The organism is Komagataeibacter ossonobensis (assembly GCF_057359305.1).
Genome location: NZ_JBXAYQ010000003.1, coordinates 17,447 through 44,445, shown reverse-complemented (window position 1 = coordinate 44,445; position 26,999 = coordinate 17,447). Strand labels below are relative to the sequence as shown.

General features: G+C 61.6%; 32 protein-coding genes. 22 read left to right on the top strand and 10 right to left on the bottom strand.

Annotation, left to right across the window (positions count from 1 at the left end; translation table 11 throughout):
- Nucleotides 1–11: 11 nt before the first annotated feature.
- The 4 genes from AC1RQ9_RS04085 to AC1RQ9_RS04070 are packed head-to-tail and all read left to right on the top strand — an operon-like array spanning nucleotide 12 to nucleotide 5,044.
- Nucleotides 12–2,027 (top strand): phage tail tip lysozyme, encoded by a 2,016-nt coding sequence (locus tag AC1RQ9_RS04085; protein ID WP_485985665.1) that lies wholly within the window; start codon nucleotides 12–14, stop codon nucleotides 2,025–2,027.
- Nucleotide 2,028: 1 nt separating this feature from the next.
- Complete coding sequence (locus AC1RQ9_RS04080; RefSeq protein ID WP_485985663.1) at nucleotides 2,029–3,327, top strand: DNA circularization protein; 1,299 nt, start codon at nucleotides 2,029–2,031, stop codon at nucleotides 3,325–3,327.
- Nucleotides 3,324–4,544 (top strand): phage baseplate assembly protein, encoded by a 1,221-nt coding sequence (locus AC1RQ9_RS04075; RefSeq protein ID WP_485985662.1) that lies wholly within the window; start codon nucleotides 3,324–3,326, stop codon nucleotides 4,542–4,544. Before AC1RQ9_RS04080 ends, AC1RQ9_RS04075 begins: the two co-directional genes overlap by 4 nt.
- Complete coding sequence (locus AC1RQ9_RS04070) at nucleotides 4,541–5,044, top strand: phage baseplate assembly protein domain-containing protein (protein WP_485985661.1); 504 nt, start codon at nucleotides 4,541–4,543, stop codon at nucleotides 5,042–5,044. Before AC1RQ9_RS04075 ends, AC1RQ9_RS04070 begins: the two co-directional genes overlap by 4 nt.
- Before the next feature lie 3 nt (nucleotides 5,045–5,047).
- On the opposite strand, the gene AC1RQ9_RS04065 is transcribed toward AC1RQ9_RS04070, so the two are convergent.
- Both AC1RQ9_RS04065 and AC1RQ9_RS04060 read right to left on the bottom strand, forming a co-directional pair.
- Nucleotides 5,048–5,248, bottom strand: coding sequence for a DUF2283 domain-containing protein (locus tag AC1RQ9_RS04065; protein WP_010514104.1), 201 nt, complete (start codon nucleotides 5,246–5,248; stop codon nucleotides 5,048–5,050).
- Complete coding sequence (locus AC1RQ9_RS04060; protein ID WP_485985859.1) at nucleotides 5,245–5,469, bottom strand: DUF4258 domain-containing protein; 225 nt, start codon at nucleotides 5,467–5,469, stop codon at nucleotides 5,245–5,247. Before AC1RQ9_RS04060 ends, AC1RQ9_RS04065 begins: the two co-directional genes overlap by 4 nt.
- A 137-nt stretch (nucleotides 5,470–5,606) precedes the next feature.
- Between AC1RQ9_RS04060 and AC1RQ9_RS04055 the strand changes: the two genes are divergently transcribed.
- The 11 genes from AC1RQ9_RS04055 (at nucleotide 5,607) to AC1RQ9_RS04005 (ending at nucleotide 12,093) form a co-directional block, all read left to right on the top strand.
- Nucleotides 5,607–6,107 (top strand): phage GP46 family protein, encoded by a 501-nt coding sequence (locus AC1RQ9_RS04055; protein WP_485985660.1) that lies wholly within the window; start codon nucleotides 5,607–5,609, stop codon nucleotides 6,105–6,107.
- Between the two features lies 1 nt (nucleotide 6,108).
- Nucleotides 6,109–7,224 carry a baseplate J/gp47 family protein gene (locus tag AC1RQ9_RS04050; protein ID WP_485985659.1) on the top strand — a complete coding sequence of 372 codons (1,116 nt, stop codon included), beginning with the start codon at nucleotides 6,109–6,111 and terminating at the stop codon, nucleotides 7,222–7,224.
- Nucleotides 7,225–7,227: 3 nt separating this feature from the next.
- Entirely contained in the window at nucleotides 7,228–7,818 is a 591-nt protein-coding gene (locus AC1RQ9_RS04045; RefSeq protein ID WP_485985658.1) for a YmfQ family protein, read from the top strand.
- Nucleotides 7,819–7,827: 9 nt separating this feature from the next.
- Entirely contained in the window at nucleotides 7,828–9,216 is a 1,389-nt protein-coding gene (locus tag AC1RQ9_RS04040) for a glycine-rich domain-containing protein (RefSeq protein WP_485985657.1), read from the top strand.
- Between the two features lie 21 nt (nucleotides 9,217–9,237).
- Nucleotides 9,238–9,516, top strand: coding sequence for a hypothetical protein (locus AC1RQ9_RS04035; RefSeq protein WP_485985656.1), 279 nt, complete (start codon nucleotides 9,238–9,240; stop codon nucleotides 9,514–9,516).
- Between the two features lie 64 nt (nucleotides 9,517–9,580).
- Nucleotides 9,581–9,889, top strand: coding sequence for a hypothetical protein (locus tag AC1RQ9_RS04030; RefSeq protein WP_485985655.1), 309 nt, complete (start codon nucleotides 9,581–9,583; stop codon nucleotides 9,887–9,889).
- Nucleotides 9,890–9,924: 35 nt separating this feature from the next.
- Nucleotides 9,925–10,362 carry a structural protein gene (locus AC1RQ9_RS04025; RefSeq protein ID WP_485985653.1) on the top strand — a complete coding sequence of 146 codons (438 nt, stop codon included), beginning with the start codon at nucleotides 9,925–9,927 and terminating at the stop codon, nucleotides 10,360–10,362.
- A gap of 1 nt (nucleotide 10,363) precedes the next feature.
- The gene (locus AC1RQ9_RS04020; protein WP_485985652.1) at nucleotides 10,364–10,702 is read left to right on the top strand and encodes a hypothetical protein; all 339 of its coding nucleotides are present in this window, start codon (nucleotides 10,364–10,366) and stop codon (nucleotides 10,700–10,702) included.
- 147 nt (nucleotides 10,703–10,849) lie between these two features.
- Entirely contained in the window at nucleotides 10,850–11,176 is a 327-nt protein-coding gene (locus tag AC1RQ9_RS04015) for a hypothetical protein (RefSeq protein ID WP_485985650.1), read from the top strand.
- 159 nt (nucleotides 11,177–11,335) lie between these two features.
- A complete protein-coding gene (locus tag AC1RQ9_RS04010; RefSeq protein ID WP_485985649.1) occupies nucleotides 11,336–11,965 on the top strand; it encodes a hypothetical protein in 630 nt (209 codons plus the stop codon).
- Nucleotides 11,962–12,093: a hypothetical protein gene (locus AC1RQ9_RS04005; RefSeq protein WP_485985648.1), complete on the top strand. Its 132-nt coding sequence runs from the start codon at nucleotides 11,962–11,964 to the stop codon at nucleotides 12,091–12,093. The genes AC1RQ9_RS04010 and AC1RQ9_RS04005 overlap by 4 nt, the downstream gene beginning before the upstream one ends.
- Before the next feature lie 482 nt (nucleotides 12,094–12,575).
- Here AC1RQ9_RS04005 and AC1RQ9_RS04000 read toward each other — a convergent pair whose 3' ends face one another.
- From AC1RQ9_RS04000 to AC1RQ9_RS03985, 4 genes are all read right to left on the bottom strand, one after another.
- Nucleotides 12,576–12,707, bottom strand: coding sequence for a helix-turn-helix domain-containing protein (locus AC1RQ9_RS04000; protein ID WP_485985647.1), 132 nt, complete (start codon nucleotides 12,705–12,707; stop codon nucleotides 12,576–12,578).
- 11 nt (nucleotides 12,708–12,718) lie between these two features.
- A complete protein-coding gene (locus tag AC1RQ9_RS03995; protein ID WP_485985646.1) occupies nucleotides 12,719–12,946 on the bottom strand; it encodes a hypothetical protein in 228 nt (75 codons plus the stop codon).
- 129 nt (nucleotides 12,947–13,075) lie between these two features.
- Nucleotides 13,076–13,417, bottom strand: a complete 342-nt coding sequence (locus AC1RQ9_RS03990; RefSeq protein WP_485985645.1) for a helix-turn-helix domain-containing protein — start codon at nucleotides 13,415–13,417, stop codon at nucleotides 13,076–13,078.
- Nucleotides 13,405–13,683 (bottom strand): BrnT family toxin, encoded by a 279-nt coding sequence (locus AC1RQ9_RS03985; RefSeq protein ID WP_200409474.1) that lies wholly within the window; start codon nucleotides 13,681–13,683, stop codon nucleotides 13,405–13,407. The genes AC1RQ9_RS03990 and AC1RQ9_RS03985 overlap by 13 nt, the downstream gene beginning before the upstream one ends.
- A gap of 136 nt (nucleotides 13,684–13,819) precedes the next feature.
- Here AC1RQ9_RS03985 and AC1RQ9_RS03980 point away from each other — a divergent pair, with 136 nt between their 5' ends.
- Nucleotides 13,820–14,638 (top strand): hypothetical protein, encoded by an 819-nt coding sequence (locus AC1RQ9_RS03980; protein WP_485985644.1) that lies wholly within the window; start codon nucleotides 13,820–13,822, stop codon nucleotides 14,636–14,638.
- Complete coding sequence (locus tag AC1RQ9_RS03975; RefSeq protein ID WP_485985643.1) at nucleotides 14,635–15,258, top strand: hypothetical protein; 624 nt, start codon at nucleotides 14,635–14,637, stop codon at nucleotides 15,256–15,258. The genes AC1RQ9_RS03980 and AC1RQ9_RS03975 overlap by 4 nt, the downstream gene beginning before the upstream one ends.
- Before the next feature lie 377 nt (nucleotides 15,259–15,635).
- Here the strand turns inward: AC1RQ9_RS03975 and AC1RQ9_RS03970 are convergent, their stop codons facing one another.
- Complete coding sequence (locus tag AC1RQ9_RS03970) at nucleotides 15,636–16,235, bottom strand: CatB-related O-acetyltransferase (protein WP_485985858.1); 600 nt, start codon at nucleotides 16,233–16,235, stop codon at nucleotides 15,636–15,638.
- A gap of 605 nt (nucleotides 16,236–16,840) precedes the next feature.
- Between AC1RQ9_RS03970 and AC1RQ9_RS03965 the strand changes: the two genes are divergently transcribed.
- The gene (locus tag AC1RQ9_RS03965; protein ID WP_485985642.1) at nucleotides 16,841–17,419 is read left to right on the top strand and encodes a hypothetical protein; all 579 of its coding nucleotides are present in this window, start codon (nucleotides 16,841–16,843) and stop codon (nucleotides 17,417–17,419) included.
- A gap of 180 nt (nucleotides 17,420–17,599) precedes the next feature.
- Here the strand turns inward: AC1RQ9_RS03965 and AC1RQ9_RS03960 are convergent, their stop codons facing one another.
- Nucleotides 17,600–18,388 (bottom strand): SDR family NAD(P)-dependent oxidoreductase, encoded by a 789-nt coding sequence (locus AC1RQ9_RS03960; protein ID WP_485985640.1) that lies wholly within the window; start codon nucleotides 18,386–18,388, stop codon nucleotides 17,600–17,602.
- A 423-nt stretch (nucleotides 18,389–18,811) separates the two neighbouring features.
- Here AC1RQ9_RS03960 and AC1RQ9_RS03955 point away from each other — a divergent pair, with 423 nt between their 5' ends.
- Both AC1RQ9_RS03955 and AC1RQ9_RS03950 read left to right on the top strand, forming a co-directional pair.
- Nucleotides 18,812–20,185: an NAD-dependent succinate-semialdehyde dehydrogenase gene (locus AC1RQ9_RS03955; protein ID WP_485985639.1), complete on the top strand. Its 1,374-nt coding sequence runs from the start codon at nucleotides 18,812–18,814 to the stop codon at nucleotides 20,183–20,185.
- 330 nt (nucleotides 20,186–20,515) lie between these two features.
- A complete protein-coding gene (locus AC1RQ9_RS03950; RefSeq protein ID WP_485985637.1) occupies nucleotides 20,516–21,655 on the top strand; it encodes a glycosyltransferase family 4 protein in 1,140 nt (379 codons plus the stop codon).
- 19 nt (nucleotides 21,656–21,674) lie between these two features.
- Here the strand turns inward: AC1RQ9_RS03950 and AC1RQ9_RS03945 are convergent, their stop codons facing one another.
- Nucleotides 21,675–22,547, bottom strand: a complete 873-nt coding sequence (locus tag AC1RQ9_RS03945; protein WP_485985857.1) for an energy transducer TonB — start codon at nucleotides 22,545–22,547, stop codon at nucleotides 21,675–21,677.
- Nucleotides 22,548–22,653: 106 nt separating this feature from the next.
- On the opposite strand from AC1RQ9_RS03945, the gene AC1RQ9_RS03940 reads away from it, so the two are divergent.
- Nucleotides 22,654–23,115 carry a DUF2946 domain-containing protein gene (locus AC1RQ9_RS03940; RefSeq protein ID WP_485985635.1) on the top strand — a complete coding sequence of 154 codons (462 nt, stop codon included), beginning with the start codon at nucleotides 22,654–22,656 and terminating at the stop codon, nucleotides 23,113–23,115.
- 65 nt (nucleotides 23,116–23,180) lie between these two features.
- Nucleotides 23,181–25,337, top strand: a complete 2,157-nt coding sequence (locus AC1RQ9_RS03935) for a TonB-dependent receptor (protein WP_485985633.1) — start codon at nucleotides 23,181–23,183, stop codon at nucleotides 25,335–25,337.
- A gap of 144 nt (nucleotides 25,338–25,481) precedes the next feature.
- Here AC1RQ9_RS03935 and AC1RQ9_RS03930 read toward each other — a convergent pair whose 3' ends face one another.
- Nucleotides 25,482–26,855 (bottom strand): lipopolysaccharide biosynthesis protein, encoded by a 1,374-nt coding sequence (locus AC1RQ9_RS03930; protein ID WP_485985632.1) that lies wholly within the window; start codon nucleotides 26,853–26,855, stop codon nucleotides 25,482–25,484.
- Between the last annotated feature and the right edge of the window lie 144 nt (nucleotides 26,856–26,999).

The following is a 26,999-nucleotide window of genomic DNA, read 5'->3' as shown; positions in this document are numbered from 1 at the left end:
GGAGGCCGAACGTGCCAAACGCAGGCGTTAAGGTTGTCATCAGCGCGGCCGACCGGGCCAGCCAGACGATCGAGCGGATCAATACCCGCATCGCCCGCATGCAGGCCCCCGTCCGCCGCGTGCAGGCGGCCTTTGGCCGCTTCGCCAGCCTGTCGGGCCTGTCCCGTCTGAACAACGGCATTGTCGGCGTCGGCCGCTCCGCCCTCGGCGCGTTCCAGTCGCTGGGCCAGATCATCCCCGTGCTCGGCACGCTGACCGGTGCCGCCAGCGTGGCGGGCGTGTACCGCCTTGCCAGCGCGTGGGCACAGGTCGGCACAGACCTGCGCACCACATCGCGCACCATGGGCATGGCCCCCCAGAAACTGCAGGCCATGCAGAACGCGGCCAAGCTGGCTGGCGGCTCGGCTGAATCCATGACCGGCGCGCTGCAGCAGCTGTCCCAGGAACGCTGGGCAGCGGTCCATAATCAGGATCCCGCCGCTGCAGCCCGTTTCCGGGCATTGCAGATTTCTCCCGAGGACGTACGCACCCAGCCCATTGATAAGCTGTTCCAGATTGTCGCGTCTCGCATACGGGCGCTGCGAAATCCTACAGCGCAGGCTATCGCCGCAACTGAACGCTTCGGCGGTGCGGCTCAGGGCCTCATGCCGATATTCCAGCAGACCAACAAGGAATGGGACCAGACACTCAATCAGGCCGAGCGTTACAGCCACATGACGCAGGGCAGCGTAGATGCTGCCAACAGCCTGCGCCGCTCACAGGCCGCCTTGGGTGAATCGGTCGAGGATTTTGGCAACAGCATAGCGGAAGCCGCAGCTCCCGGCGTACGGGAACTGACTGACTTCATTACCCAGTTGATCGCGGCAAACCGGGAATGGATCGCCCAGGACGTCGGGGAATATGTCCATCAGTTTGTGACGTGGCTCCGCGCTGGTGGCTGGAAACAGATCAAAGGCGACATCACAGGCGTCTATCATGCCATTACAGATGTGGTGGATCGCCTTGGCGGCTGGAAATCCGCAGGCCGCGATGCATTGATCGCTGTTGGCGCGCTGTATGCCGCACCGGTCCTAACGGGCATGCTCAGCCTGGCAACTGCCATTATCGGCGTGGCAACGGCCTTTGGGCGCATGCGGAAATCCGCGATCGAGGCGGGAGCAGCTTCCCGTGCGGCACAGACTGTCGAGGACGCAGGCGGCCTTGGGGGTGGACTGCTGGCCCGCACGGCATTGCCTCTCGCGGTCGGCTATGCAGCCTACCGCACCATTCGGGCAACAGACCCCGACGATAACCTGCGCTCGATGCCTGACCGGTATATCCCGGGAGCATCCTATCTGGACGATGCGGCATCGCGGCTCTCTGGCGGTCTTGTTGGCCGCTCCTATGACCAGCAGCGCAAGATCGCCAATCAGGAAGACATCAAGAATGCCTACGCATTCTACCGTTCACGCGGGTGGAGCGGGGGCAATTCGGCCGGCATTGTCGCCAACCTTGTCCAGGAAAGCGGGATGGATCCTCACAGGGAGGGCGATAATGGTGAGGCATACGGCATTGGACAGTGGCATGCTGATCGACAGGCCCTGTTCAGGCGTATTTACGGCCACGACATCCGGCAGTCGAATCTGGATGAACAGCTCAAGTTCTTTGATTACGAACTGAACACCACGGAACACCGGGGCGGCGACCTGCTCAGGCAGGCGCGCAGCCCGGCGGCATCCGCCGCCATCGTCTCGGGATACGTGGAACGTCCAGGGGATCAGCTCGGTGAAATGCGCCGCCGGGGACAACTGGCCAACCAGCTGGCACGTCAGTATTTTTCCGGGCCGGACATGACCGTGCCGTCCGGAACCGCATCGGCGGCAACGGCGGCACAGGCCCTGCAGCCCATCCAGATCGAAATCGAACACAAAAACGCGCCACCCGGCACGCGGACACGCGTCACGAATGCCCCACCCGGCACCCGTGTCGTAAACCGCACGCCGGTCCAGCAGGCCATGCCGCCCGCCTCCACACCCGTAGGAAACTGACATGGCCGGAATCATCACGACCCTTGCGGAAGAATACCTGCAGGGGTCGTTCCGTGGCGTCCCGTTTGTGGTGGTCGGCAGTGGCGGCGGCAACGGGCGCAATTTCCAGATCCACCGTTATCCGTTCCGCGACCAGCCATGGGCCGAGGATCTGGGGCGCGCCCCGCGTTCCTACCGGATCCGTGGCTTCCTGATCGGCCCCGAATGCCTGGTGCAGCGTGACCTGCTGGTCATGGCGGCCGAGGCACAGGGGCCGGGCACGCTGATCCACCCCACCGTGGGCGCGCTGCAGGCCGCCCTCACCCGCTTCGACTGGTACGAACGCGACGGGGTGATGGGTATTGTCGATATCGAGATGGAACTGGTCGAGGTCGTCAATTACCTCGGCTCGGTCATTACCCTGGCACTGGACGCCGCCATCGGGATCGCGGCCATCGCGTTCGGCGCATCCGCGTCATCCGATTACACCGCCAACACGCTGGCCCCATATTCCTACGGGCGCTCCGTCCTCGGTGCCGGGCGTACCGTCGCCAGTCTCTGGGGTACGGGTGCCGTCACGGCCATCCGTTCCCCCAGCGCATGGCAGGCCTCGCTTGGCGTCCTGCCAGGCAACCTTGGCCGGTATGTGGGTGGTAATGGCGCCGCCACCGATCCCGATGCGACCGAGGCCAGCGTGCTGGAAGACCTGACCACGAACGGGCAGGTCGTCAGCGCCAATGTGGCAGGGCTGGCGGATGCGGCAGACGCCACGGCGCTGGCCACCGGCATCCTTGCCGTGCCGGAATCGGTCCGCTCGGCCATCGCGGATCCGGCGGGACAGATCGCGGTCCTGACCCCGCTGGTGTCCTGCGATGCCACGGTGATGGCCTCCAGCGCACCGATCGGCGGGGCCATTGCAACGGCGCAGGCCGCGACCGCAACGCTGTGCCGGCAGGCTGCCCTGCTGTCGCTGGCCCGCGCCTGCGGGGACTGGCAGCCTTCATCCGCCGAGGACGCGCAGGCCATGCGCCTCAAGGTCGGCACGCTGCTCGATGATGAAGCCATCACGGCGGCCGACAGTGGCAATGACGCCAGCTTTCAGGCCCTGCGGTCGCTGCGCGCACAGGTGCTGCAGGATCTGGCTGACCGGGGCGCGCGCCTGCCGGACATGATCACCGTCACCCGCAACGCCGCCCTGCCCGCGCTGGTGCTGGCCCAGCAGCTCTATGCCGACGGATCCCGCGCGCCCGACCTGATCCGGCGCGCCGATCCCATCCATCCCGCTTTCATGCCAACCGCATTCGAGGCCCTGTCATCATGAGTGGTGCGCTGACTGCCCTGTCCGACTTTCTGGGATGGAATAACGCCCCGTCGGATCAGGTCTCGATCGTGGTCACGACCGGTGGTGCGTCGCGCCAGATCACCAACTGGACCTCGGCCGTGCTGCGGCTGGGGATCGAGATCATGCCCTGGACGGCAACGCTGGGCATGACAGCCGCCCACGCGTCCGCCACCGGGGCTAGCACGCTCAACCCGGGCGATACCTGTCAGGTCTATATCGGGGCTGATCTGGTGTTCACCGGCTACGTCATCACCGTGGTGGATGACCTTGGGCCGGAAGATCACCTGATCGAGGTGCAGATCGCCTCGAAATCTGTCGATCTGGTGGAGTGCGCCGCCGAGTTCAGCACATTCCAGATGAACAGTACCAACGTGCTGGCCATCGCGCAGGCTGTTGCCAGTCGCATGAACATTGACGTGATTTCCGTCAACGGCGCGGGCGATACCGACATCCTCGCCTTTTCCGTCATCCTGACGGAAACCGCCTATGAGGTGATCGAGCGCGTCTCCCGCCTTGCCGCCGTGCTGTTCTATGACCGGCCGGACGGCAATATCTGCATGTCGGCCGTGGGCACGCGCCGTGCGGCCAGCGGTTTTACGGTGGGTCAGAACGTCGAACGCATCCAGACCGTGCGCAGCCTTGGCGGCCGGTATTCCAAGGTTATCGCCATAAACCAGAATACCGTATCCCTATTCACGGATCCGCATGTCGATGCGCTGGCAAGCCAGATGAGCGCCCTGACCGTAGGCATCGAGGCGACGGACAGTGGCGTGCCGCGTACGCGCATCATGTTCATTCCGGTAGAAAACGGAGACGAGAACAATAAGGTCTGCCAGCAGCGCGCACAGTGGGAGGTCAACCGCCGGTATGGTCGCGCCTATCCCGTCACGCTGACGGCCGACAGCTGGCGCGACGCGGCTGGGCAGCTATGGCTGCCCAACACTCTCGCCCCCGTCACTGCGCGCGACGGCACGGTCTTGGACCTGCTGATCGGGGAACTGACCCTGCGCCAGACGGTCGAGGACGGAACCCATGCCGATGTCGTGCTGATGCCGCCTTCGGCCTTCTCTCCCGAACCCCTGCTTAACCCGGTTCTGGCCGATCGCTTCATTCAGGCGATGAACGCTGCGCAGAGCAACGTGGACACTTCCATCCAGACCGAGGACTTGGCTGCCCCGGAGAATACCACATCATGACCGCCCCCCTTCTGCGCACCGCGCGCCGCGTGATGATGGCGCTGGGCATCGGCCGCCAGCTGGCGAACACGAACGAAACGCCCAACACACCTACCGTGCAGGCCGCCCTGGCGGCGGGAGAGGTAAAGGCCGACCTGCCGCTCATGCAGGAATACGGGCTGGCCAGCAGGCCGGTGCCCGGGTCCGACCTGGTCATCGCCTTCATCGGCGGCGACCGTACGCGCGGCGTGGTCATCGCCACCGGCGACCAGCGCGGCAGGCCGAAAGACCTGCAGCCCGGTGAGGTCTGCCTGTTCCATCCCTCCACCGGCAGCCGGATCTGGCTCATGGCGGACGGGTCGATCGCCCTGAACCCGGCCAACAACAAGGTCGCCACCCCCGGCGATTTCACAGCCGGGGGCACCATCACCGGCAATGAGGTCGTGGCGCAGGGCAAGAAGCTGTCCAGCCATGAACATTCCAACGGTAATAATGGCGCGGATACGGGACCGCCCGTCTGATGCTTACTCCGCCGCGATCCCATGGACCGGGCGAGACGTGCGCTCGCGCACATCAAGGACCTCGATGCCGATCAGCCCGCCATCGGCATCGTAATCCAGCATCACGCCGGGGGAGACTTCGCGGGTTTCCACGGATTTTGCCCCTTCCGGCCCAACCCAGATGAACATGGCGTCGGTCTCGGGATCGTAGCTGGTTTTTATCATGACCTTGCTCTCCGCTTCTCTGCATCCCGGTCAGGGAAAACAGTCAGTACGACTATATCAGAACCCTCGGGCCAATGGACAACACGAAGAATGCGCCCTCCAAGTTCCGGTATGGCGCGATATGAGCGCGTGCGCTCGGGATGGATGGGGTCCACTTCGGTCCATTTCGGGTGCAGGACCGTGTCCGTTACCCATTCAGGTTCGATGCTGCGGCGCTCCATCGCCTCGCGGGCATGCGGTTTGAAAATCAGCGGCATGGCCGGGCCTGTGCTGTGTCTGTGTTCATGCTGCTCCCCTGCCCGGCAGGCATAGCACACAAGGCGGCGGCCTCCACGCCCTTCGATCTCACGGAAACATAATGGATATCGCAATCACCTGGAACGTCCGCGAAGCCCGCGGCGACTGGCCCATCGTGTCCAGTGATCTGGCGCTGGACAACCCCCTGAAATCAGCGGTCATGGTTTCGCTTTTCACAGACCGCGTGGCACCGCAGCAGCCATCATCCGATGACACTGCCGTCGGCATCCAGTCCCCTACCGGCCCGACGGGTGCTGCCTCGGCCGACCGGCGCGGCTGGTGGGGGGACGCCTTCGCCGACCTGCCCATCGGCTCGCGCCTGTGGCAGCTGAAACGCGCGGTCAAGGTCGGCACGCGGGCCATCCCGCGCGAGATCGAGGACATCTGTTCCGAGGCCCTGCAGTGGCTGGTCGATGACGGTGTCGCGACCTCGGTGGATGTCGCGGCCTGGTGGAACCCCACCGTGCGGACCATGGCCGAATTCTCCATCACCATCACCGAACCGGGCAACAGCACGCCCCGGGTGTTCAAGTTTTCATGGGCCTGGGAGGGTCTGACCTGACATGGCCTATCCACGTCCGACCCTGTCGCAACTGCGCCAGCAGGCCCTGCAGGACGTCATAAGCGGCGGCATCCCCGGCGTGACGGCCGTGCTGCGCTTCTCGGTCATCTACGTGCTGTCCATGGTGCTGGCGGGCCTGTCATGGCTGCATTACGGCTATATCGACTGGGTAGCGATGCAATCGGTGCCCTGGACCGCCACGGGCGCGTATCTGGCCGCATGGGGCGCGCTCAAGGGCGTCTACCGCAAGGGGGCCACGGCCGCCAGCGGCACGGCCACCTTCACCGCCACCGGTACGGCCGTCATCCCGGCGGGCACGCAGTTCGCCCTGCAGGGTGGCCTGCTGGCCACGGCGTCGGCTGATAGCGTGACGGCCGACGGGATCACCACCGTCAGCTGGACCGCCAGCAGCACCGGCACGGCGGGCAATGTCACGCTGGGCACCATCGTCACCCTGTCCAGCCCGGTGCCGGGCATCCAGACGACCGGCACGGTCACCGACATCACGGTCAGCGGCGCGGATATCGAGGACGATACCGATTTCCGCACCCGCGTCATGGACGCCTACCAGGCGCAGGGGCAGGACGGGAAAGCCGATGATTACGTCGGCTGGGCCGAAGCCGTGGCGGGCGTTACCCGGGCATGGGTGGTCGGCAATGGTGCCGGTGCCGGCACGGTGGTCGTCTACGTCATGCTGGACGAAGCCAACGCGGACAACGGCGGTTTCCCCAACGGCACCAATGGCGCGGCCACCGGCGACGGGCGCTACACCACCGCGACCGGCGACCAGCTGACGGTGGCCAACGCCATCCAGCCCAGCCAGCCGGTTACGGCGCTGGTCATTGTCTGCGCCCCGATCGCGCAGCCCACGGATTTCGTGATCACGGATCTGGGCACCGGCAACACCACGGCCAACCAGAAACTGATCACGGACGCCCTGACCGACATGTTCGTGCGCCTGTCCGCCCCCGGCGGCACCATCAACCCGAACGACTGGGAGGAAGCCATCGGTGCCATCGGTCTGGACAGTTTCGAGGTCCAATCCCCGACCGGGCCGGTCACAGGTGCTAATGCGGGCACCATGCCGACCCTCGGCACCATAAGCTTCGCGGCGTGACCCATGGCAGCACCCAGATACTCGGTGGCGGATTTCCGCACGGCGCTTCTCAACCTGCTGCCGCGCGGGCGCATCTGGTCACGCGACCCGGATGGCATGCCCTACCAGATGGCCAGCGTGTGGGCGCCATCGTTCCAGCGTAGCGCCCAGTCGGCCGGTGACCTGATTGACGATGCTTTCCCGTCCACCACGGTCAACCTGCTGCCCGAATGGGAAGCCACGCTCGGCCTGCCGGATCCGTGTGCGGGCGAAAGCCCGACCGTGGAACTGCGCCGCGCCCAGGTGGTGGCGCGCCTGACCGATAATGGCGGGGCATCCATCCCCTATTTCATCGCCTTTGCCAGAACGCTCGGGTTTGACATCACCATCACCCAGTTTGCCCCCTCACGGTTCCGGCGCAAGTTCGGCACGCCCTTCGGTGGCGATGCGTGGGCCTGCACATGGCAGATCAACTGCCCGCAGCTGACCATAAACCGCCTGCAGTTCGGCCAGTCCTTCGGCAACCCGTGGGCGACCTGGAGCAACGCGGTGCTGGAATGCGAACTGACCACCCGCAAGCCGGCGCACACCATCCTCATTTTCAACTACAGCTAAGGACAACCGATGGAACTGATCATCGGCACCGGCACCGTTGTCGAGGCCTCCCGCGACACGATGCCCGCCACCGGCACGCCGGGCTGGGCCACGGATGGGGACCCGGCGGCCACCATCCCGGCCACGGATTTCCCTGCGGCGCATTACAATATGCTGTGCGCCGAGGTCATACAGGTCATCCTTGACGCGGGTGGCACGCTGGACCGGACCAACTGGGGCCAGCTGTCCGCCGCCATCAGATCCCAGATCGCAGCCGCCAGCGCCACCGCCGCCACGAACCTTGCGGCCGAAGCGGCCGCGCGCACCAATGCCGTCTCGAATGAGGCGGCACGCGCGGAGACTGCAGAGGCAACCAAGGTTTCCGGGACTTTCGGGAAAGATGTCTTTACGGGCAGCGCACAGATACAGGCCGTTCTTTGGGACAATACCCAGAGCGGGGATGGAACATGGCGGCCGCTGATCGGCTACGGCGATGTCATCTCCGATACACGGTGGACGTCACTGGCGCTGTATTCAGACATAGTGACCGTAACCGCAAGCATCAACACGGTACAGAGCAACCTTACTGCAGCTGTAACCAGCCTGTCGGACACCATTTCCACCGAAACATCGCGTGCGGAGACCACAGAGGCAACCAAGGTCTCCGGCACTTTTGGCATGTCGGGCACGGATGCGCAGGTGCAATCCCTGTTGTGGGGACAGGCAACAGACGGTTCGTGGCGTCCATTGATCGGCTATGGCGATGTCATCACCAATACACAGTGGGGCGCCTTAGCAAATTATTCTGACATTACCACGCTGCGAACGACGCATGGGGTCGTTACCATAACTCCCGGCACAACATCATGGACTGTGCCAGCCAACGTTTACTCCATTGATGTCGAAGCACGCGGTGGCGGTGGGGGCGGCGGTGGCGCTACAGGAAAAGGCGCAGGAGCGGGCGGCGGCGGCGGCGGTTATTGCCGTGGAAGATTCGCTGTTACCCCCGGCCAGGTGATCCCGCTGGCTGTTGGTTCCGGAGGCACAGCCTCGTCTGGTGGCGACGGCACTGTCGGCGGAGCCACGACCATTCTGGGAATGACCGCAGGCGGTGGCGGCGCAGGCGGAGCCGGGACGAACGCGATTGACAGCCTGTATGGTGGGGCCGGCGGCTCTGCTGCCGGTGGCGCCGTGAACCTGCCCGGCTGTGTCGGACAGGGTGCGACAGGGAACAGCAATTTTTACATCAGCGGCATGGGCGGGGCATGCTTTGGCGGTGCCGGCACCATGTTCGTTTCACAGAATACTGGCGGTTATTCCGGTGCCTTTCCGGGATGCGGTGGCGGCGGTGGCAGTTCACTGTCAGACTCCTATTCCGGCGGTTCCGGTTCCGACGGCCACATCATCATTCACTGGTAACAGCATAAAAGGGACATCCAGATGACCGATACGACCACGAATACGGCCACGGCCGCACAGAACTACATCCTCTACCGGACCGTGGACCTGATGTACCAGCCGGGTTACAGCTACCCCGAAGGCACGACCCCAACTCCCCCGGCTGCGCAGGTTTCCGCTGCCACGGGGCTGGTTGTCTCCACCCAGTCGCTGACCGGCCTTAGTGGCATTGTTGTGCCTGACGGTTTTGCCTACGCGCTGGACGCGGACGGGAAATACCCGGTCGGCAGCATCTACACGCCGCCTGCCGCCACATCCTGACCCCCTCGACAATCCGCGCCTGCCCGACCGCCCGTGAGGCGGTTTTTTATTGCCTGGAAACCTGATGTTCATTCTGTGGAGAGTGCTGGGGTTCGGTGAAGACCCCCAGCTGCGTGACCGGCTTGTCCGTGTCGAGACCAAGGTCGAAGCAACCGAGACGGACCTGCGCGCCCTGCGCGTCGAATTCGGCAAGCTATCGGAAGACATGCGCAGCAACATGGCGCAGATCATCGGCGGCATGAAGGCCATCAAGATGATCGGGGCCGCGACCGTCGGCCTGATCACCGTCATCGGCACCGTGGCGGCCGCCCTGTTCGCCTATCCGCCCTTCTGCGACTGGGTCACGCATCTCCTGCACGGTGGCCATCCATGACCGCGGGCAATGCCCCGAACAAGGAACATGACGACATGAGCGAAAGGCTCCCGCGCGGCATCCGCAACAACAACCCGGGCAACCTGGACTATGTCGGCCAGCCCGGCGCGCGTCTGGAAACCGGCGTGCCCTGCCCGCGCTTTGCCGCCTTCCCCACGATGGTCGATGGCATCCGCGCGCTGCGCGACCAGCTGCTGCGCTACGGTGAGCGGGGCCTGACCACGGTACGCGCCATCATCTCCGTGTATGCGCCCCCCAGCGAGAACCCCACCGGGGCTTATGTTTACGCCCTGTGCAGCCATATGGGCGTGCGGCCCGATACCGTGCTGAACCTGCGCGATCCGGCCACCCTGCGCGGCCTGATCGCGGGCATCACGACCGTGGAGAACGGGCCGGGCCATCTCAGCCCGGACCAGATCGCCCAGGCGCTGCAGGCCACGCCTGCCGCGCCGCAGCCTGTCAGCGAGGCCTGATATGGATCCTGTCTCTCTCCTGCAGGATGTCCTGTCGATGCTGCCGGCCCAGTATGCCGGCGACATCGTGGTCATCGTGTCGTTCCTGATCTCGACCTGCGCCCTGATTGCGCGGTTCTGGCGGCCGCCGGATCCAACATCGAAATGGGTGCTGGTCTGGACCATCGTCACCGCCATCGCGCAGGCACGCGGCTGGAACCTGCCCGCCTACCAGCCGGGCAAAAAGGCCGCGATGGTCCCGGCCACCGTCCCGCGCAGCGAGGTCGAGCAACGCTTGGACGTGCCGCCCGGTTCCACCCGGCCGGGCAAGCCACCAACGCGTGCTTCCCCGCCTGCCTGACTGCTACAGCCCCGGCCCCGTGGTTGGATGGCCGATAAAGGCCGGGACTGCGCGCGCAGGATACGCAACCGGAACGCGCATTTGTGTAACAAAATACAACCCAAGGTAACCGCCCGCGAGGCGGTTTTTTTTATGGAGACGCCAGACATGGCAGAAGATACCGCCACCAGCACCGCGATCCCCGCGCTGGAAAGCCTGCTCGAAACTGTTCTGGGCAAGAAGGATACGGCCGCAACACAGGCTGATATCCAGCTGGCTGGCACCGTGCTGCAGTTGCTGATCCCCGTGATTGTCGAACGCGCGGCCCCCAACCTCGACCTGGACAGCGTCGATGCTGCCGTCACGAAGATCGTGGGCGGCGTCAGCGACCTGAAAACCGCGATCGAGGCGAAGCCGGCAACAGTGGCCGCCACGGTTGCCCCGGCCAAGGTCGAGGCCCCGCACCCGGTCGTGCCGGGTCAGCCTATCCGCTGACCTGTCAACCTGATCCGGCCGGTCTGTAAACCGGCCGTCGGGTTTCCCGCATTCCGCCACCTGTAAACTGGTCCACCTGCATCACACGAAAAACGCCGGATTTCTGCGGTGTCGTGGTGTGGGTGGACTATTTTCGTATCAAGACTGGAAAACTGGTCCATGACCCAGCGTGTCAACTTCGTCGCCATCGATGGCGGCCGCCGCCGTTTCCTTGGCATGGGGCTGCTGTCAGCGGCCGGCATTGCCGCCGCCGCGACCCTGTCCGCCTGCACGGTCAGCAAGACCGGTAACGTCACCACCATCACGATCAACGTGGCCGAGATCAAGGATTACGGGCAGGCCGGCCTGAATGCTGTCACCACCGTCCTGAGCATCGCGGCCGTCGCCAGTGCGATCGGCACCCCTGCCGTAGGCATCATCGGTCTGGCCGATACAGCACTGTCCACCGCCCTGACCGACTTTTCCACGGCGGCCGGCTCCACGCTGACCATCACCTATGACAACACGGACTGGAAAACCCGGGTGGACAGCATCCTGTCCGCGCTGACGAAGGTGGAAAGTGACCTGAGTGCTGCGATCACCGGGGTCTCGACCAAGGTTTCCAGCACGGACCTGTCCGATGCCAACACGGCCCTGAACGCACTGGGCACCATCGTGTCGGCCTTCAAGGCCCTACTGGACAGCGTAGCGGCGCGCCGGAATGTCGGGGCACGCCTGTCCGGTTCTGCCGCTGCACCCTCCCAGGCACAGGTGCAGCAGGCGCTCCAGGTGCTGGGGGTGACAGCATGACGCCCTTCATGGAGGCCGTCATTTCCGGTGCGGGCGGCGTTGTCGTTCTCATCGGGTTGCTGGTCACGATCCCGCTCAAGCTGCATGCGCTTTATGTGGCGGCGCAGCTACGGGATCACGGATTTTGATAGAGTTTAATGAAAGGTAATTTATACATTCTTTAGCTTGTGTAACGTGAAACCAATACATATACATATTTATTTACTTGAGGCTGTATTAAATAGTAATGAATAGAAATAAAAAATGAGCAAAAAACAAAATACGTTGCCAGAATAAATAAAGCATAAAATATAAATGACATATTATCCAATAGATATTTAGGTATTAATTTTGAAATAAGCGCAAAAAAACAACAGCAGCACGTAATTATTATCGGGAACATACAAAAAAATAAGCACAATGAACCAAGCGCAAAAATACCTATTTCATTTTTTATATCTCCAAATTTCATTAACGTCTCAGAAAACAAAAACCATGATGTATACTTAAAATATTTATCGCTTGATTTATAAAATGCCCCTTCAAAATTTTCTAATCTTCTATTTAAGACGTCTATCCTACTGGTATTTTTGTCCATTTTATTTGTGAACTCTTATTGCACAAAGGGAATTTAAAATAAAAAATCTTCAATATGTAATTGCAATACGCGAGCTATCCTTTGTAAAGCAACCATGCTTCCCGGCTCCTTGCTGCTTTCAACCTCAGATAGATAGCTTTTGCTGATCCCTGTACCGGTCGCCAAATCACCTTGGGTCAGCTTCCTGCGCTCGCGCCATATGGTGATGGGCGAACCCCATCCTGCACCATGCGTCGCGTCTCATCGGCCGTATAGGTCACACGATAATCGGGTGGGATGGATTCAGAGCGGGCAATCGCTTCTCGGTCCTGCCTATCATCCAGACGGTCCAGGATGCTCTCCCAGTCTTCACGGTTGACGGTAACCGTGGTTGGCGTCTCGGACACGGCTGTAATTGAGTTCATTGATAAATCTCCCCTCGCTTGTTGACGGCCACGACTTCGATCGTGGTTTTCGTCTGGCGGTAAACTGCCCGCCATACACAAGTTCTCTGCCAGAGCCAGTGGATGATTGAGAAGGATGTCGCGTTCGCGCTATTCTGCAGCCATATCCAGCGCCCGGCGCGCTGCATCTGGTTCCCGTCCGAGAATACGCAGCAGCGCCTGCACGGCCGGATCCAGCGCTACACGCCCCTGCTCCCAGTTGCGCCATGTCGCCACAGGTATGCCGGTCAGATCCGCGATCTGTTTCTGGGTCATGTGCAGGGCTTTCCGCACGGTTGCAGGCGTCGGGTATGGGGCGGACAGATGGCTTGTATCATCCGTGCCGTCCTCACGTGCCTGACGGTCGATATCAGCTTCCGTGGTGGCATTCATTTTGTCTCGGTTGATGGTTCCACCGTGCCGGGCGATCTGGCTTAATGTCATCCTTGCCATTTCTTCCACTCCTTGTCGTGCATGCGGCGCGCGGAGATGATCCACGTAACATCGCCGCGCCGTGTGTAGACGACCATGTAACGGCACCCTTCGATCATCCCGACTGCCTGAATCCGTGTCTCACCGTAATCCTTGCGGGTGTCTTCACGTTCAATCACTTCCCCAAGAAAAATGCGGGCGGCGTAAATGAAATCGAAACCACGGGTGGAGAGGCACGCTGCGCTTTTTTCATCGTGCCAGTCAAAGGCGTGGTGTGTTGCCGTCATAGGCATTTTATACGCTGGAAGCGTATCAATCGCAAGGAAAATAATACGCTAACAGCGCATTTTCGATCCGAACAATCAATCGTATTGCGTAATCACAAGGCGGCTCTCCGGAGCCGCCTTTTTTATTGGAACCAGCATGACAAATCGCAAACTTGCGCAGATTCGCAAGCTGGGCTGCCGCCCGGCCGAACACCGTCCCAATCAGCCCCATCTATCCGCCATGCGTGGCTTCTGTGCGCGGCAGGCCCCTACCCGGATCGACCGCAGCGGCATCAACCCTGCGCCGTTGATGCTGGGCAACGACATGCTGGGGGACTGCACCAGCGCGGGCATCGGCAATCACCTGCGCGCCACGGCGGCGCTGGCAGGCTTCCAGATTGCCGTAACCACGCCTGCCGCAGTGCAGTTCTATTCCCGCTCCACCGGGTATGTGCCCGGCAATCCCGCCACGGACAACGGCGGCGTGGAGGTGGACGTACTGACGACCGCCCTGCGCGACGGCTATGCGCTGGCGGATCAGACGCTATTCCCGCTCTGGGGCAGCGCCGATCCGGGCGACCTGAACGGGATCCGCAACATCACCGCAGGCCTGTCCGCCGCCTATATGGGTGTGCAGCTGGCTACGGCAGATATGTGGGAGGATCAGGACGGCAACCTGCCGCCCGTTTGGGACACGGACAGCCCGGCCGACCATGGCGACCCGACACCGGGCAGCGCGGGCGGTCATTGCCTGCTGCTGTGGGATTATGCGGGCACGACTGATACCGACCTGGTCACGCTGCTGACATGGGGCAGCCTGCAGAAAGCCACATGGCGCTGGGTTCGGTCCCGCATCATGGAGGCACATGCCCTGGCGTGGGGGCAACTACATGCGCCGGGCAGCCTGTATCCGGCTGGTGATGACTGGGCTGCGCTGGTCGCGGCGAATGAGGCATATCTGAGGGGGGCAGCATGAGCTGGGGTAACCATATAGCCTTCCTGTTTGCCTGCATGGTTGGCCTGTCCGGATGCGCCGTTCATCCCGCCAAGGTCAGCACGACCATCCCGCAGGCCATGGCTGGCATCCAGTCCAGTCTGGCGCAAGCTGGCGTCGTGTCGGTATCGCACGCTGGCGATTGGACTGAGGATCAGGACGCGCTGTTTGTCCGTGCCGTCCGGTCGGCGCAGTGCAGTCAGGGCCGGTCCGACCCGGTGGTGGGCACGATTGCAGGCGATGTGACCCTGCAACTGTCCGGTCAGTTCACCCAAGGTGGTCAGTTCAGCGTGGGGACGATCACGACCGCTCCCACCTTTGGCATGCAGGCCGATGCAAGCCGGGTGCGTGGGCAGACAATCGGCCTGCCTGTGTCCTATGCACCCCTGTCATCCATGCCGGACGTGGAGATGGGGCGCCAGCTTGGCTATGAGGCGTCCATGTTCGCCCAGAACGACGATTCCCGGCATGCCGAGGCGGCCCGCCTGATCGCCGACCGGCAGGAACTGCGGGGACGGATGCAAGCGCTGATCGATACCTGGTCCGCCAGCGAGTGTGCTAGGTCCGCGCCTGACGTTCCATTCGTCGGTCAGAAAAGATAACTGCAAACGTCTCGACCCGTACAAACGGATCGAGACGCACGCAGGCATCAGCTTTGCAAAACATTCCCTTGTTTTTAAAGGAAATACTAGTGCCTTCTAAGCTGTGGGTCGCTGGTTCGAATCCAGCAGGGCGCGCCAGTTTTCAATGACTTGGCGGCTAAAATTTTTGCATCTTTTGCAGATCTTTTGCAGTGCACTATGGCTCATTGTGGTTTCGCCCTACCCCAGACGGCCCCGTGTAGCAGCGATAGAGACCACCTTGCTGGTCTCCCGCTTCTGATGCTGTTCCCACAACTGCATGCCCGCAACCGCGACATCAGTGCGGCATGGCAATTACGTGAAGCTTCCTCTTCTACCTCAAGGAATGAATCCTGAGCTTAGGATGCTTCCGCTTCAAACGCCTGAAGGAAGCCTTCGATATCATCATTCATTAACAGCGGCAGGCGTTCCCTTACGATTTCATCAGGCCACTCCCACCACGCTACTACCAGCAGGCGTTCAATAATCTTCTCGGGGAAGCGGTATTTGAGAATTCGTGCGGGATTGCCACCGACGATGGCATAAGGTGGCACATCTTTTGTCACGACGGATCCCGTGGCAATGATTGCGCCGGATCCGATGGTCACGCCGGACATGACGTTGGCCCGAGCGCCGATCCATACATCGCTTCCGATGACGATATCTCCCTTCGTGGAGTGATCATCTGTCGCATCAGTCGCCTCGGGCCAGAAACTGGACAGGGCCTTAAAAGGATAAGTGGTAATCGTGTCGGGACGGTGATTGCCAAGAATCATGAGCACCTCACGCGCAATCGAACAGTATTTCCCGATCTTAAGGGTCGCATGTTCGGCTTCTATAACAATTGGAGATCCGGATGCACCATATGTATGTTCCCCGATCTCCCAGCCCCATTGTTCGATTTCGCAGGCATGGGTGTAGCGGAGAAGCAGTGAGAAAACCTTCTTGGCCTGGTGCATAAACTGCGTCCTTCCTTTTCCACGTTTGGCCAGAAACCTCTTTTCATTGATAAATGCAAACGCCTCGACCGGCACAAACGGATCGAGACGCATGCAGACAGCACACATGCAAAATATTCCTTTTTTCAAAAGGAAATACTGGTGCCTTCCAAGCTGTGGGTCGCTGGTTCGAATCCAGCAGGGCCGGTGGTTTTATATATCCCGATGCAGCACCTTCCCCGAAGCTTTTTGAAAACAGCTTCACCAGAAACTTATTCTGGATTTGCGGAATGTTTTATGGACTGCCCTGAAAACACCCCCCGGCAAATGACACCTGCGTTTTTGACATGGTGCGCAGCAGCATCCGGCCAGCAACCCGTCAGGCGGGGATGCGTTGCATATTCATGGTCACGGATGCGATCTGGGCAGACTATGGAAAGTTTCCATTAATACTGGTCACGACAGATCGTTCGGATGATCGTTTATTTTTCCATCATGCCGGAATCCCATCCATATCGATCATTTCATTAATGAATACACAAACAATTCAACCATAAAATACTGCCCATGAATGCACTTCTTTATTCAAGACAGTGAAATGACATTGATCACATGACAGGAAGACCATGAAAAAAACGATCCTGTGCCTGGGCATGCTGGCTGTTGCGGGATGCGCCAGCAGACCGGCCGAAATCAATGCGCAATATGTGAACCCGGAACCTTACATGCGGCAGAACTGCGCACAGCTTGCCCAACTGGATGAGACGGACACCCAGGCCCTTGCCTCGGCCGATACGGGGCATATGGCGCGCACCCGATATATCCAGCCAAGCCAGTTGAAGGGTGAACTGGAAGCCGTCCATACGGCCGAGCGCGGCAGGAACTGCGTGGGGCGCTATAACGCAACGGATTATGACAGCACTGGCGCGGTCTATCCCGACAGGATACTGCCCGACCATCCTGCCCCGGCGGTAACGACCATGCCGGCCCGCGGCCATATCCAGGGCGGCATCAATCCGGGCACGGGCACGGGCACGGGCACGGGTAACATTACGGCGCATTCCTCTGTCGCCGAACAGAAACTGTCCAACCCGACCTATGTCGCACCGAACACCCACCCTTCCAGCTATCCAGCGCCCAGCATGCCGGTACCGGCGGCGGGCTATACGACGTCACCGTCCTATACTGCCAGCCCGTTCCAGTAACCTGGCCCGAGACCCATTTTCCAGATTCCACCAACAGGCTGATAAATAAAGGGAAGTTTTTGGGCGCCGTCTTTTTTTAAAGACGGCGGTCTTCGAAGCTTTTTGAAAAAAGCTTCACCAAAAACTTCTTTATGATTTACGCGACAGCCACCACAATCGGGATAGAAACGACCACAGCCCTCAGATAGTGCTGAGCACCCCGCCATCGACACGCACCGACGCCCCGGTGGTGGCGGAAGCCTGTGGCGATGACAGATAGACCACCATATTCGCCACTTCCTCCACCGTTGCCGCACGGCGAATGATGGATGAAGGGCGGTGCGCCATGACGAATTCCGCCGCCACTTCTTCCAACGGCTTGCCTGTTTTTTCCTGTTCGGGCCTGAGCATGTCCGCCAGACCTTCGGATAGTGTGGGTCCCGGCAGCACGGAATTCACCGTAACCCCCGTTCCCGCCATCCGTTCCGCCAGACCGCGCGCCACCGAAAGCTGCGCTGTCTTGCTGAAACCGTAGTGGATCATCTCGACCGGGATATTCAGCGCGGATTCCGAAGACACGAAAACAACCCGTCCCCAGTTCCGCTCCTTCATGCCCGGCAGGTAAGCACGCGACAGGCGCACGCCGGACATGACGTTGACCTCAAAAAAACGGCTCCAGTCCTCATCCGGCGTATCGAAAAAATCCTTTGGTTCAAAAATCCCCAAATTATTGATCAGGATATCGCAGGACGGATAGGCCGCCACCAGCGCCGCACACCCCGCGGCCGTGCCCAGGTCGCCGGTAAAGCCTTCCGCCCTTCCCGCTCCAAGGGCGGACAGGTCGCGCACCGCCCGGTCCACCGCAGGTGACTTGCGCCCGTTCACCACCACCCGCGCCCCGCTGATGACCAGTCCCCTTGCAATGGCCATCCCGATGCCGCCGGTTGATCCCGTTACAATGGCCGTGCGGCCTGTCAGGTCAATGTGCATGGTCTTTCACCTCCTGCGATATCTGAAAACGTGCGGCATCGTACACCAGACGGTACCGCGCACAACCGGCCCGGGGCCGTGATGGGGCATGAACGGACCAACAGCGCATTCCGTACTGCCGGCAGGGATACGCCCTGTTCAAACCCGCGTGATGACGGGCGAGCACCGCATCGGCCATATCGCCTTTCCCCGCCTTGGATACGGGCGGAAACCGTACCCTGCGCGGGTCCCTGGCCTGTCCCCGGCATGCATTGACAATATACGTAAGGATATAGTCACGATAGGGAGAGCGTTCCCGCAGCGGGTCGCGCCAGCCGGGATCATCCCATAGCCTGCCAACCCGTTTATGCGTTCAGACAACGCAAACCTTTGTCGGTTATGAAAACATGACCCGCAAGGCAGCCACATAAGGACACTGACGACATGACCAGTCCGTATCGCACCATCAATCCGGCCACCGGCAAGACGGAAAAGGTCTTTGACCTGCATGATGACAAGACAATGCTGGCGAAGCTGTCCACCGCCCACACGTTCTGGGAAAGCGACTGGCGGCACCGTTCCATCGCACAGCGCAAGGCCGTCATGCTCAAGGCCGCGGAAATCCTGCGCCGGGACAAGGAAAAGCATGCCCGCCTGATTTCCATTGAAATGGGCAAGATCCTGCCCGAAGCCATTGGGGAAATCGCGCTTTCGGCCGATATCCTGGCCTATTACGCGCAAAAGGCGGAAACCTTCCTGGCACCGCGTGAACTGCCGGTGTCGCAGGGCCATGCAACCGTCACCAGCGAACCGCTGGGCATCATCTATTGCGTGGAACCGTGGAACTTCCCTTACTACCAGCTGGCCCGCGTCGCGGCCCCCAACCTGATGGCGGGCAATGTCGTGATGGTCAAGCACGCGCCAAGCGTGCCGCAATGCGCCGTCGCGTTCGAGGAACTGTTCCGCGAAGCGGGCGCGCCTGAAGGGGCCTATACCAACCTGTTCATTACCAATGACCAGTCGGAAAAGCTGATCGAACGCCCCGAAGTGCGCGGTGTCGCCCTGACCGGCAGCGAACGCGCCGGCAGCGCCGTGGCGTCGCAGGCCGGGCGCGCGCTGAAGAAGAGCACGATGGAACTGGGCGGGTCCGATGCCTTCATCGTGCTGGATGATGCCGATCTGGACAAGGCCGTGCCCATGGCGATCCGTGGGCGCATGTCCAATAACGGTCAGGTCTGCACCGCGGCCAAGCGGATGATCGTGCACAAGTCACTGGTTGAGGACTTCACGGCGCGCCTGAAGGTGGCGGTAAACGAATTCCAGTACGGCGACCCGCTGGAACAGGGCGTCACCCACGGCCCGATGAGCAGCCAGGCCGCCATGGAACGCGCCGTGTCCCAGGTGGAAAAGGCCGTGTCCCATGGGGCGGAACTGGTTACGGGTGGCAAGAAGATCGACCGCGAAGGCTTTTTCATGAAGGCCGCGATCCTGACCAGCATTACCAAGGACAACCCCATTTTCTATGAGGAAATCTTCGGCCCCGTCGCCATCATCTATTCTGTCGGGAGCGATGATGAAGCCATCGCCATGGCCAATGATTCGCCATACGGCCTGGGTGGGTCGATCCAGACCAGTGACGTGGAACGCGGCCGCCGCGTTGCAGCCCGGATCGACACGGGCATGGTGTTCATCAACAACATTACCGGCACGGCGCCCGACCTGCCCTTTGGCGGGATCAAGAACTCCGGTTATGGCCGCGAGCTTTCGGAATTCGGCATCGAGGAATTCCTGAACCGCAAACTGGTCCATACCCCCTGATCCAGCCACACGGATCACGCCCCCCGTCGCATGATGGGGGGCGTTTTTTATATGTATCCCGCCCATCTGGCGTCATGATGACACATGGCTTACCCGGTATCACACACCCCCGGTCCGGCATTACGAATGCTGGAACATGTGACCTGCACAGAAAAGTTATGAAACAACCGGATTACACATATCCGTCATTAAAAAGCCATAATATATATTATAGACCACATAGTATCCGTTTGTAACGGAATTAGATTTTCTGTTTCAATTCAGCCATAAATTGTGTCATCGATTATAAACTGTGTTATTTTTTTATTTTTGCGTGTCAAAATCATTTGCATGCGTATTGTCTACATCATCAACAGCCTGAATGGCGGCGGTGCCGAGCGTCCCCTGCCCGATATCGTGGCGCAAATGCGCAGACGCGGGCATGATGTCCATGTCCTCGCCCTGGCACGCAAGGCGGGCAATGCGGTTGCATGGCTGAAAGACGCAGGGATTGTCCATGACGTCCTCTCCCCCCATCCTGACAAATTCGCATCTTTCCGCACGACGCTTGCCGCCGTGCGGCGGCATGCACCCGACCTGATCTGGACATCGCTGACACGCGCAACCCTGTATGGGCAGACGGCAGGCATCATACTGCGCAGGCCCGTGATCAGCTGGCAGCACAATGCCTATCTGCGTCCATGGAACCGCCGGATCCTGCACGCCACGCACCGGCTGACGGATCTGTGGGTGGCAGATTCCCGCTTTGTCGCAAAATGCACGGCGCGGCAGCTGAATGTGCCGGAACGCGATGTCATTACATGGCCCCTGTTCACCGCGCAGGCCCACATGCCCCAGGCCGTGCCATGGGCCGGACCGGGGAATGATGCCGTATTCCGCCTGGGCACGTTGGGCCGGCTGGAAGCCCAGAAAAATTACGGGCTGCTGATCCAGACCATGGCCTATCTGCGCGATCATGCGCCGCGATCCCGCATCCACTTGGATATCGGTGGCGAAGGCTCACTTGCCCCGCAGTTACAGGCGCAGATCACGGCGCTTGGGCTGGACAATGTAACACTGTCAGGTTTTCAGGCCGACCCGTTTACATATTGCGCCGGATTGCATGGCTATGTGCAGCCATCGCTGTTCGAAGGGCTGTGCATCGCCCTGCATGAAGCAATGCAGGCGGGCGTGCCATCCATCGTAACGCCCGTGGGCGCCATGGCTGATGTCGTAAGGGATGGCGAAACCGGCCTATTCCTGTCCCCCCCAACCCCCGAACGCCTCGCCAGCCTGCTGCTGCGGTTGTACGACAACCCCACGCTTTGCACCCGGATGGGGGCGGCGGCGCGACAGCAGGTTTTATCGGCCTATGACCTGAATGCCATTACGGCGCAGGCCGATGTGGTCCTGGGGCGGGCGGAACAACTGGTTGCCGCACGGGTCGGTAGCATGCGGGCCAGTGCCAGCCACCCTACCCCCATCCGGTAATCCGGGGTTCACCTGTCCTTTACCCCTTCAGGTGAAAGATGACCGGCAGCGTGAGATGCGTGCCGTCCAGCGCGCCCCCGTCCGCCGTGCAGCGTACGTTTCGCGCGGCGGCAATGGCGGTGCGGTCCAGATCATCATAACCGCTACTGCTGCGCAGGGTCGCCTGCACCACCTGCCCTTGGCCGCCAAGGACCAGATCCACCATCGCACCGCCTTCTTCATGCATGTGCCGGGCCATGGGGGGATAGCGCCATGCTGGTGGTGTGCAATGCACCGCGGATGCAGGCCGCGCGGGCATTGCGGCCTGTTGCGTATGTGCGGACGCCGCCGGGATACTGGCGGCATCTGCTTGCCGCCCCGCAGGCGACGCAGCAGGAGGGGCAGCCACAGCATGCGGGGCCGTTGCATGGGTGGGTGCCCGGGCCGGTGAAACGGGTGTGCTGGCGGGGGGATGGCGCACGACCTGCGTTTCCTGCCCATCCTGCACATGGGGTATGGCCGGGGCCTGCGGCTGTGGCTGTGGCTGTGGCTGTGGCTGTGGCTGTGGCTGTGGCTGTGGCTGTGGCTGTGGCTGTGGCTGTGGCTGTGGCTGTGGCTGTGGCTGTGGCTGTGGCTGTGGCTGTGGCTGTGGCTGTGGCGTAGCCGGTCTGGGGGGCGTTGCAACCTCCGGCCGGTCAAAAAAGACCTGAATGGCATTTTTTTCGCTGGGGGCTGCCGGCACCTTCGTGCCGCCCGGCAGCAGCCATGCGCCAATCACGCCATGCCCCAGCACCGCCAGCAGCACCGCCCACCCGGCCGCCATGCGCGCCCAGCGCCCACGTGCCCGCACGCCGTCGGGGACAAGCAGCCTGGCTGCTGTTCTGTCTTGCTGTTGCGGCACGGTTCCACCCATTGTAGCCGGTACGGCGGCGTGCATCCATTTGACAAAAAGGAATGCACCCACGAGAACATAAATCTGTTACCGTCTTATCTTACAACCACAAAGAGCCTGTTCAATCATGGGCCACGCCCGTCACCCCTTCATGCATGACATGCCTGTGATCCGCTGGGTCATGGTGCTGTGCGCGTGCCTGGGGCTGTGGGGGCAGTTGCTGATTGAAAGCCGCAGCATGCCGGGGGAACTGCCCCGGGCCACCATCATGCGGCTGACGGGGATCGATATCGCCCCGCCGGGACATGCGGCCACCACGGTCCGTGGCACCACCCATCATCATGCCATGATGGGTAACATGCACGCGGCCCCGCACGACATGGCGGCCCATCCGGGCCATGACCATGGCGAAGGCTGCCCGCTATGCCCGCTCCTGCACCTGCCCGCCCTTGCGCTGACGCTCCTGCCATTCCTGCCGCTGCCATCCATGGCATGGCGACAGGCCCGGCATGAACCGCGACAGCCCCGTGCGCCCCCTTCCGCTCCACTCGGCCTGCCGCCGTCACGCGGGCCACCTTCCGTTTCCTGAACCCATGCGCTGTCGCATGCCCGCCCGGGTGTGCGCATTCCCGTTTCCTGTTCAGGACATGAAAAGTGACTTCCATAAAAAGAACGGCCGCGCCCATTGCCGCGGCTGCTGGCGGCTACATGCTGGCCGCCAGCCTGTACCCCGTCATGGCGCAGGCCGAAACCACCGTGACCCTGCCCGGCCTGTCGATCGAGGACACGGCCGAGGACACCCCCATGGGCGACCGCCTGCTATCGGCCAGTTCCCCATCACAGGCATCGCGCACGGCATCCAGCCTGAGCAGCCCCGACACGGCCAACCTGTTTCGCAACCAGATGGGTGTCAGCACCTATTCCGCCGGTGGCCTTGCGTCGCTGCCGGTCATCAACGGCATGGCGGATGACCGCGTGGCGACCGTGGTCGATGGCGTGCGCATTGCCTCGGGCTGCCCCAACCACATGAACCCCGCCCTGTCCTTCATTGACCCCGACAGCGTGGACACCGCCACCGCCATTGCCGGGATCACCCCCGTCAGCATGGGCGGCGACAGCACCGGCGGCACGATCGACGTGGAACGCAAGGACCCGCAGTTCGCCCGCCATGGCAAGATACTCGTCACCGGGCATGTCACCGGCACCTATCGCAGCAATGGCGGCGGGTATGGCGCATCGGGCAGCCTGACGGTGGCCAATGACACGTTCAGCCTGCGTTACAACGCATCCTACAGCCAGGCGGGCGATTACAGTGGCGGCGGGGATGCGGGTATCGTGCGCTCCACCAGCTACCTGACCTACAACCATGCCGTGACCTTTGGCCTGCATAAGGACAACCACCTGTTCACCCTGACATTCGGGCAGCAGGACACGCCGCATGAAGGGTTCGCCAACCAGTACATGGACATGACCAACAACCGTTCCACCTTCGTCAACGGCAAGTATCTTGGCACCTTTGACTGGGGTGAACTGGAGGCCCGCGGCTACTGGCAGCGCGAGGACCACGCCATGGACTTCCTGCCCGACCGTGACAAGACCACCCACATGCCCATGAACACCAACGCCCGCATGGCGGGCTACAGCATCAAGGCCACGATACCGCTGGCGGAGGGACAGACCCTGCGGCTGGGCAGTTCGTTCGACCATTCCGGGCTGAATGACTGGTGGCCGCCCGTCGCGGACAGCATGATGATGGGACCGGGCACCTATCACAGCATCAATGACGGCCACCGCGACCGGCTGGGCCATTTCGTGGAATGGGAAGCGGCATGGACCCCGCACGTGACCACGCTGCTGGGCTTTCGCAATGACCTGGTCATGATGAATACGGGACCGGTATCCGGCTACTCATCGACCATGAACATGATGAACATGGCCAACATCAACGCGGCCAACGCGTTCAACGCCACCGACCGGGGCCGGACGGACGTGAATTTCGATGTCACGGCCATGGTGCGCTGGAAGCCCCGGCGCGACCTTACGATCGAAGGGGGCTATGCGCGCAAGACACGCTCCCCCAACCTGTATGAACGCTATGCCTGGGGGCGGTCAGCCATGGTCACCAGCATGATCAACTGGTTTGGCGACGGCAACGGCTATGTCGGCAATCCCGACCTGAAGCCCGAGGTAGCCAATACCGCCTCCATCACCGCCGACTGGCATGACCCCGATGGCGACAGGTGGGACCTGAAGATCCAGCCGTACTACACCTACACCCACGATTATGTGAACGCGCAGCGCATCGCACCGGCCGGCCAGTTCTACACGCTGGGATTCGTCAACCACAATGCCCAGAGCTATGGCATCAACGGTTCGGGCAATTACCGCCTGTGGCAGAACGCCCGTTTTGGCCGGGGGGAGATCGTGGCCAACATCAACTGGGTGCGCGGGCAGGACCTGACCAATGGCGCGGGGCTGTACCACCAGATGCCGACCAACGGCAGCGTATCGCTGAATGAACGGTGGAAGAACTGGAGCGGCCGGGTGGAAATGACCTTCGTGAAGGCCAAGGACACCGTGGACTGGGTCCGCAATGAACCCCGCACCCCCGGCTATGCCCTGCTGGGGCTGGGGGGGCAGTATCACTGGCGTTACGTGACGCTGGATGCCAGCATCGACAACGTGCTGAACCAGAAATACGAGCTGCCGCTGGGTGGATGGTCGCTGGCCGATAACGCGGCTACCGGCATGCTGCGCGCGCTGCCGGGCATGGGGCGGTCATTCAATGTCAGCCTGACCGCCAACTTCTGACCACCTGCCCAAAGATCGTTTTCAAAACGGTCCGCTGATAAAAATTTACAAAATTTCCGGGTGCCGCCTTTTGTTAAAAACGGCGGTGTTCCCTGAAGCTTTTTGAAAAAAGCTTCACCAGAAACTTCTTTAAATTTACAGGGGCTATGTTCCCTTTTCGGGTACGGGCGGCACGGTGGAAGGCGATGCGTTCGCGTTCACCGGCCTGCGTCCCGGCGCCATACGCCGGAACCACATCACGACCGGCCGCAGGCAGACACCCAGCATGATCAGCCCCGCCACGACAGCTGCCGCCGCAGCCCCTTCCAGATGCCACGCCATGGTCATGCCATACACCAGCGGCAGGTAGGTCAGGGTGACGATGATCCGCCCCTTCAGCACCTGCGACACCTGCCCGATCACGGTCAGCAGCGGTTCCAGCGGCACGACCCCAAGCCCCAGTATCGCACTGCCCAGCATGAGCATGATAAGCGAACGCCCGCCATGCCAGTGGACATGCAGCATCCATGTCAGCAGGATATTGCCCACCGCCATCGCCACCCCCATCAGCAGGATGGAAAACCCGCCGATCATCAGGAACAGCTTGATGGTCACGCGCTTCATGCCATACCAGTCCTGCTCTTCACGCAGGCGGATGAATTCGGGGTACAGCGCGGGCATCATGAGCTGCGCGGGCTTGGCGATCCCCTCGCCTATCTGCCGGGAAACGCGATAGACCGCCGCATCGGCCGGACCAAGGATGCCACCCACCAGCAATGTGCCGAACTGGTTGAAAACCGACCCCAGCAGGTGGTTGCAGCTGGTGGACAGGGTAAAGCGCCATATGCCCGGCGCATCGCCCGACTTCAGCGTGGCGAACAGGCTGAAACGCTGCGTGGCACCCGCATGGCGCAGCTGCAGCCAGCCCAGCGCGGTACTGCTTATGAACATGACCAGCTGCGTCATGCTCCATACCAGCAGGTAGTAATCCAGCCCCATGTGATACATGAACCCGATGCCCGACCCCACGGTACGCACCAGCGCGCCGGACAGGTCCGTCAGCATGGTCAGCCAGAAGGAATTGCACAGCCGGAACACCCCGGCCGACCAGCTGGTGTTCATGAACGCGATGGTCAGCATGTAAGCAAAGGCCGCCCCCTGATCCGCCGCCGGCCACCCCATGTAGGCACCAAACAGCGCAACCCCCAGCGTGCCCACCAGCCACCCGACACCGCCGCTTATGTAATCGGCACGGATACAGAACGCCAGCACACGGGAAAACTGCGCCTGGCGGCCATTGGTGAACGGGTCCGTACCGTAATGCAGTAGCGGTTGCCATGACAGCAGGTGCGTGGCCTGCGATACGGCGGCGCCGAACGTCGTGACCAGCATCAGCACGCCAAACTGCGACAGTCCCAGCGCCCGCACCGCCCACGCGATATAGACAAAACTGCAGATCGCATTTGTCGCCCGCCCGGCAATCAGGAAACCGGTATTGCCGAAAATGCGCTTGAGTGCGTCCCGTTCAGAAGTGGACATGGGTGATCACACGTACAAAAACCCGCGCACGGGCTGACCCCGGACACGTGCCCTCGGAACAACAGACGAAAACGATAGCGCAGGCTCCCCTAAACTGAATAACGGACGTGGCAGGAAACCGGCAGGTTGCCCCCCGCTGCCGTT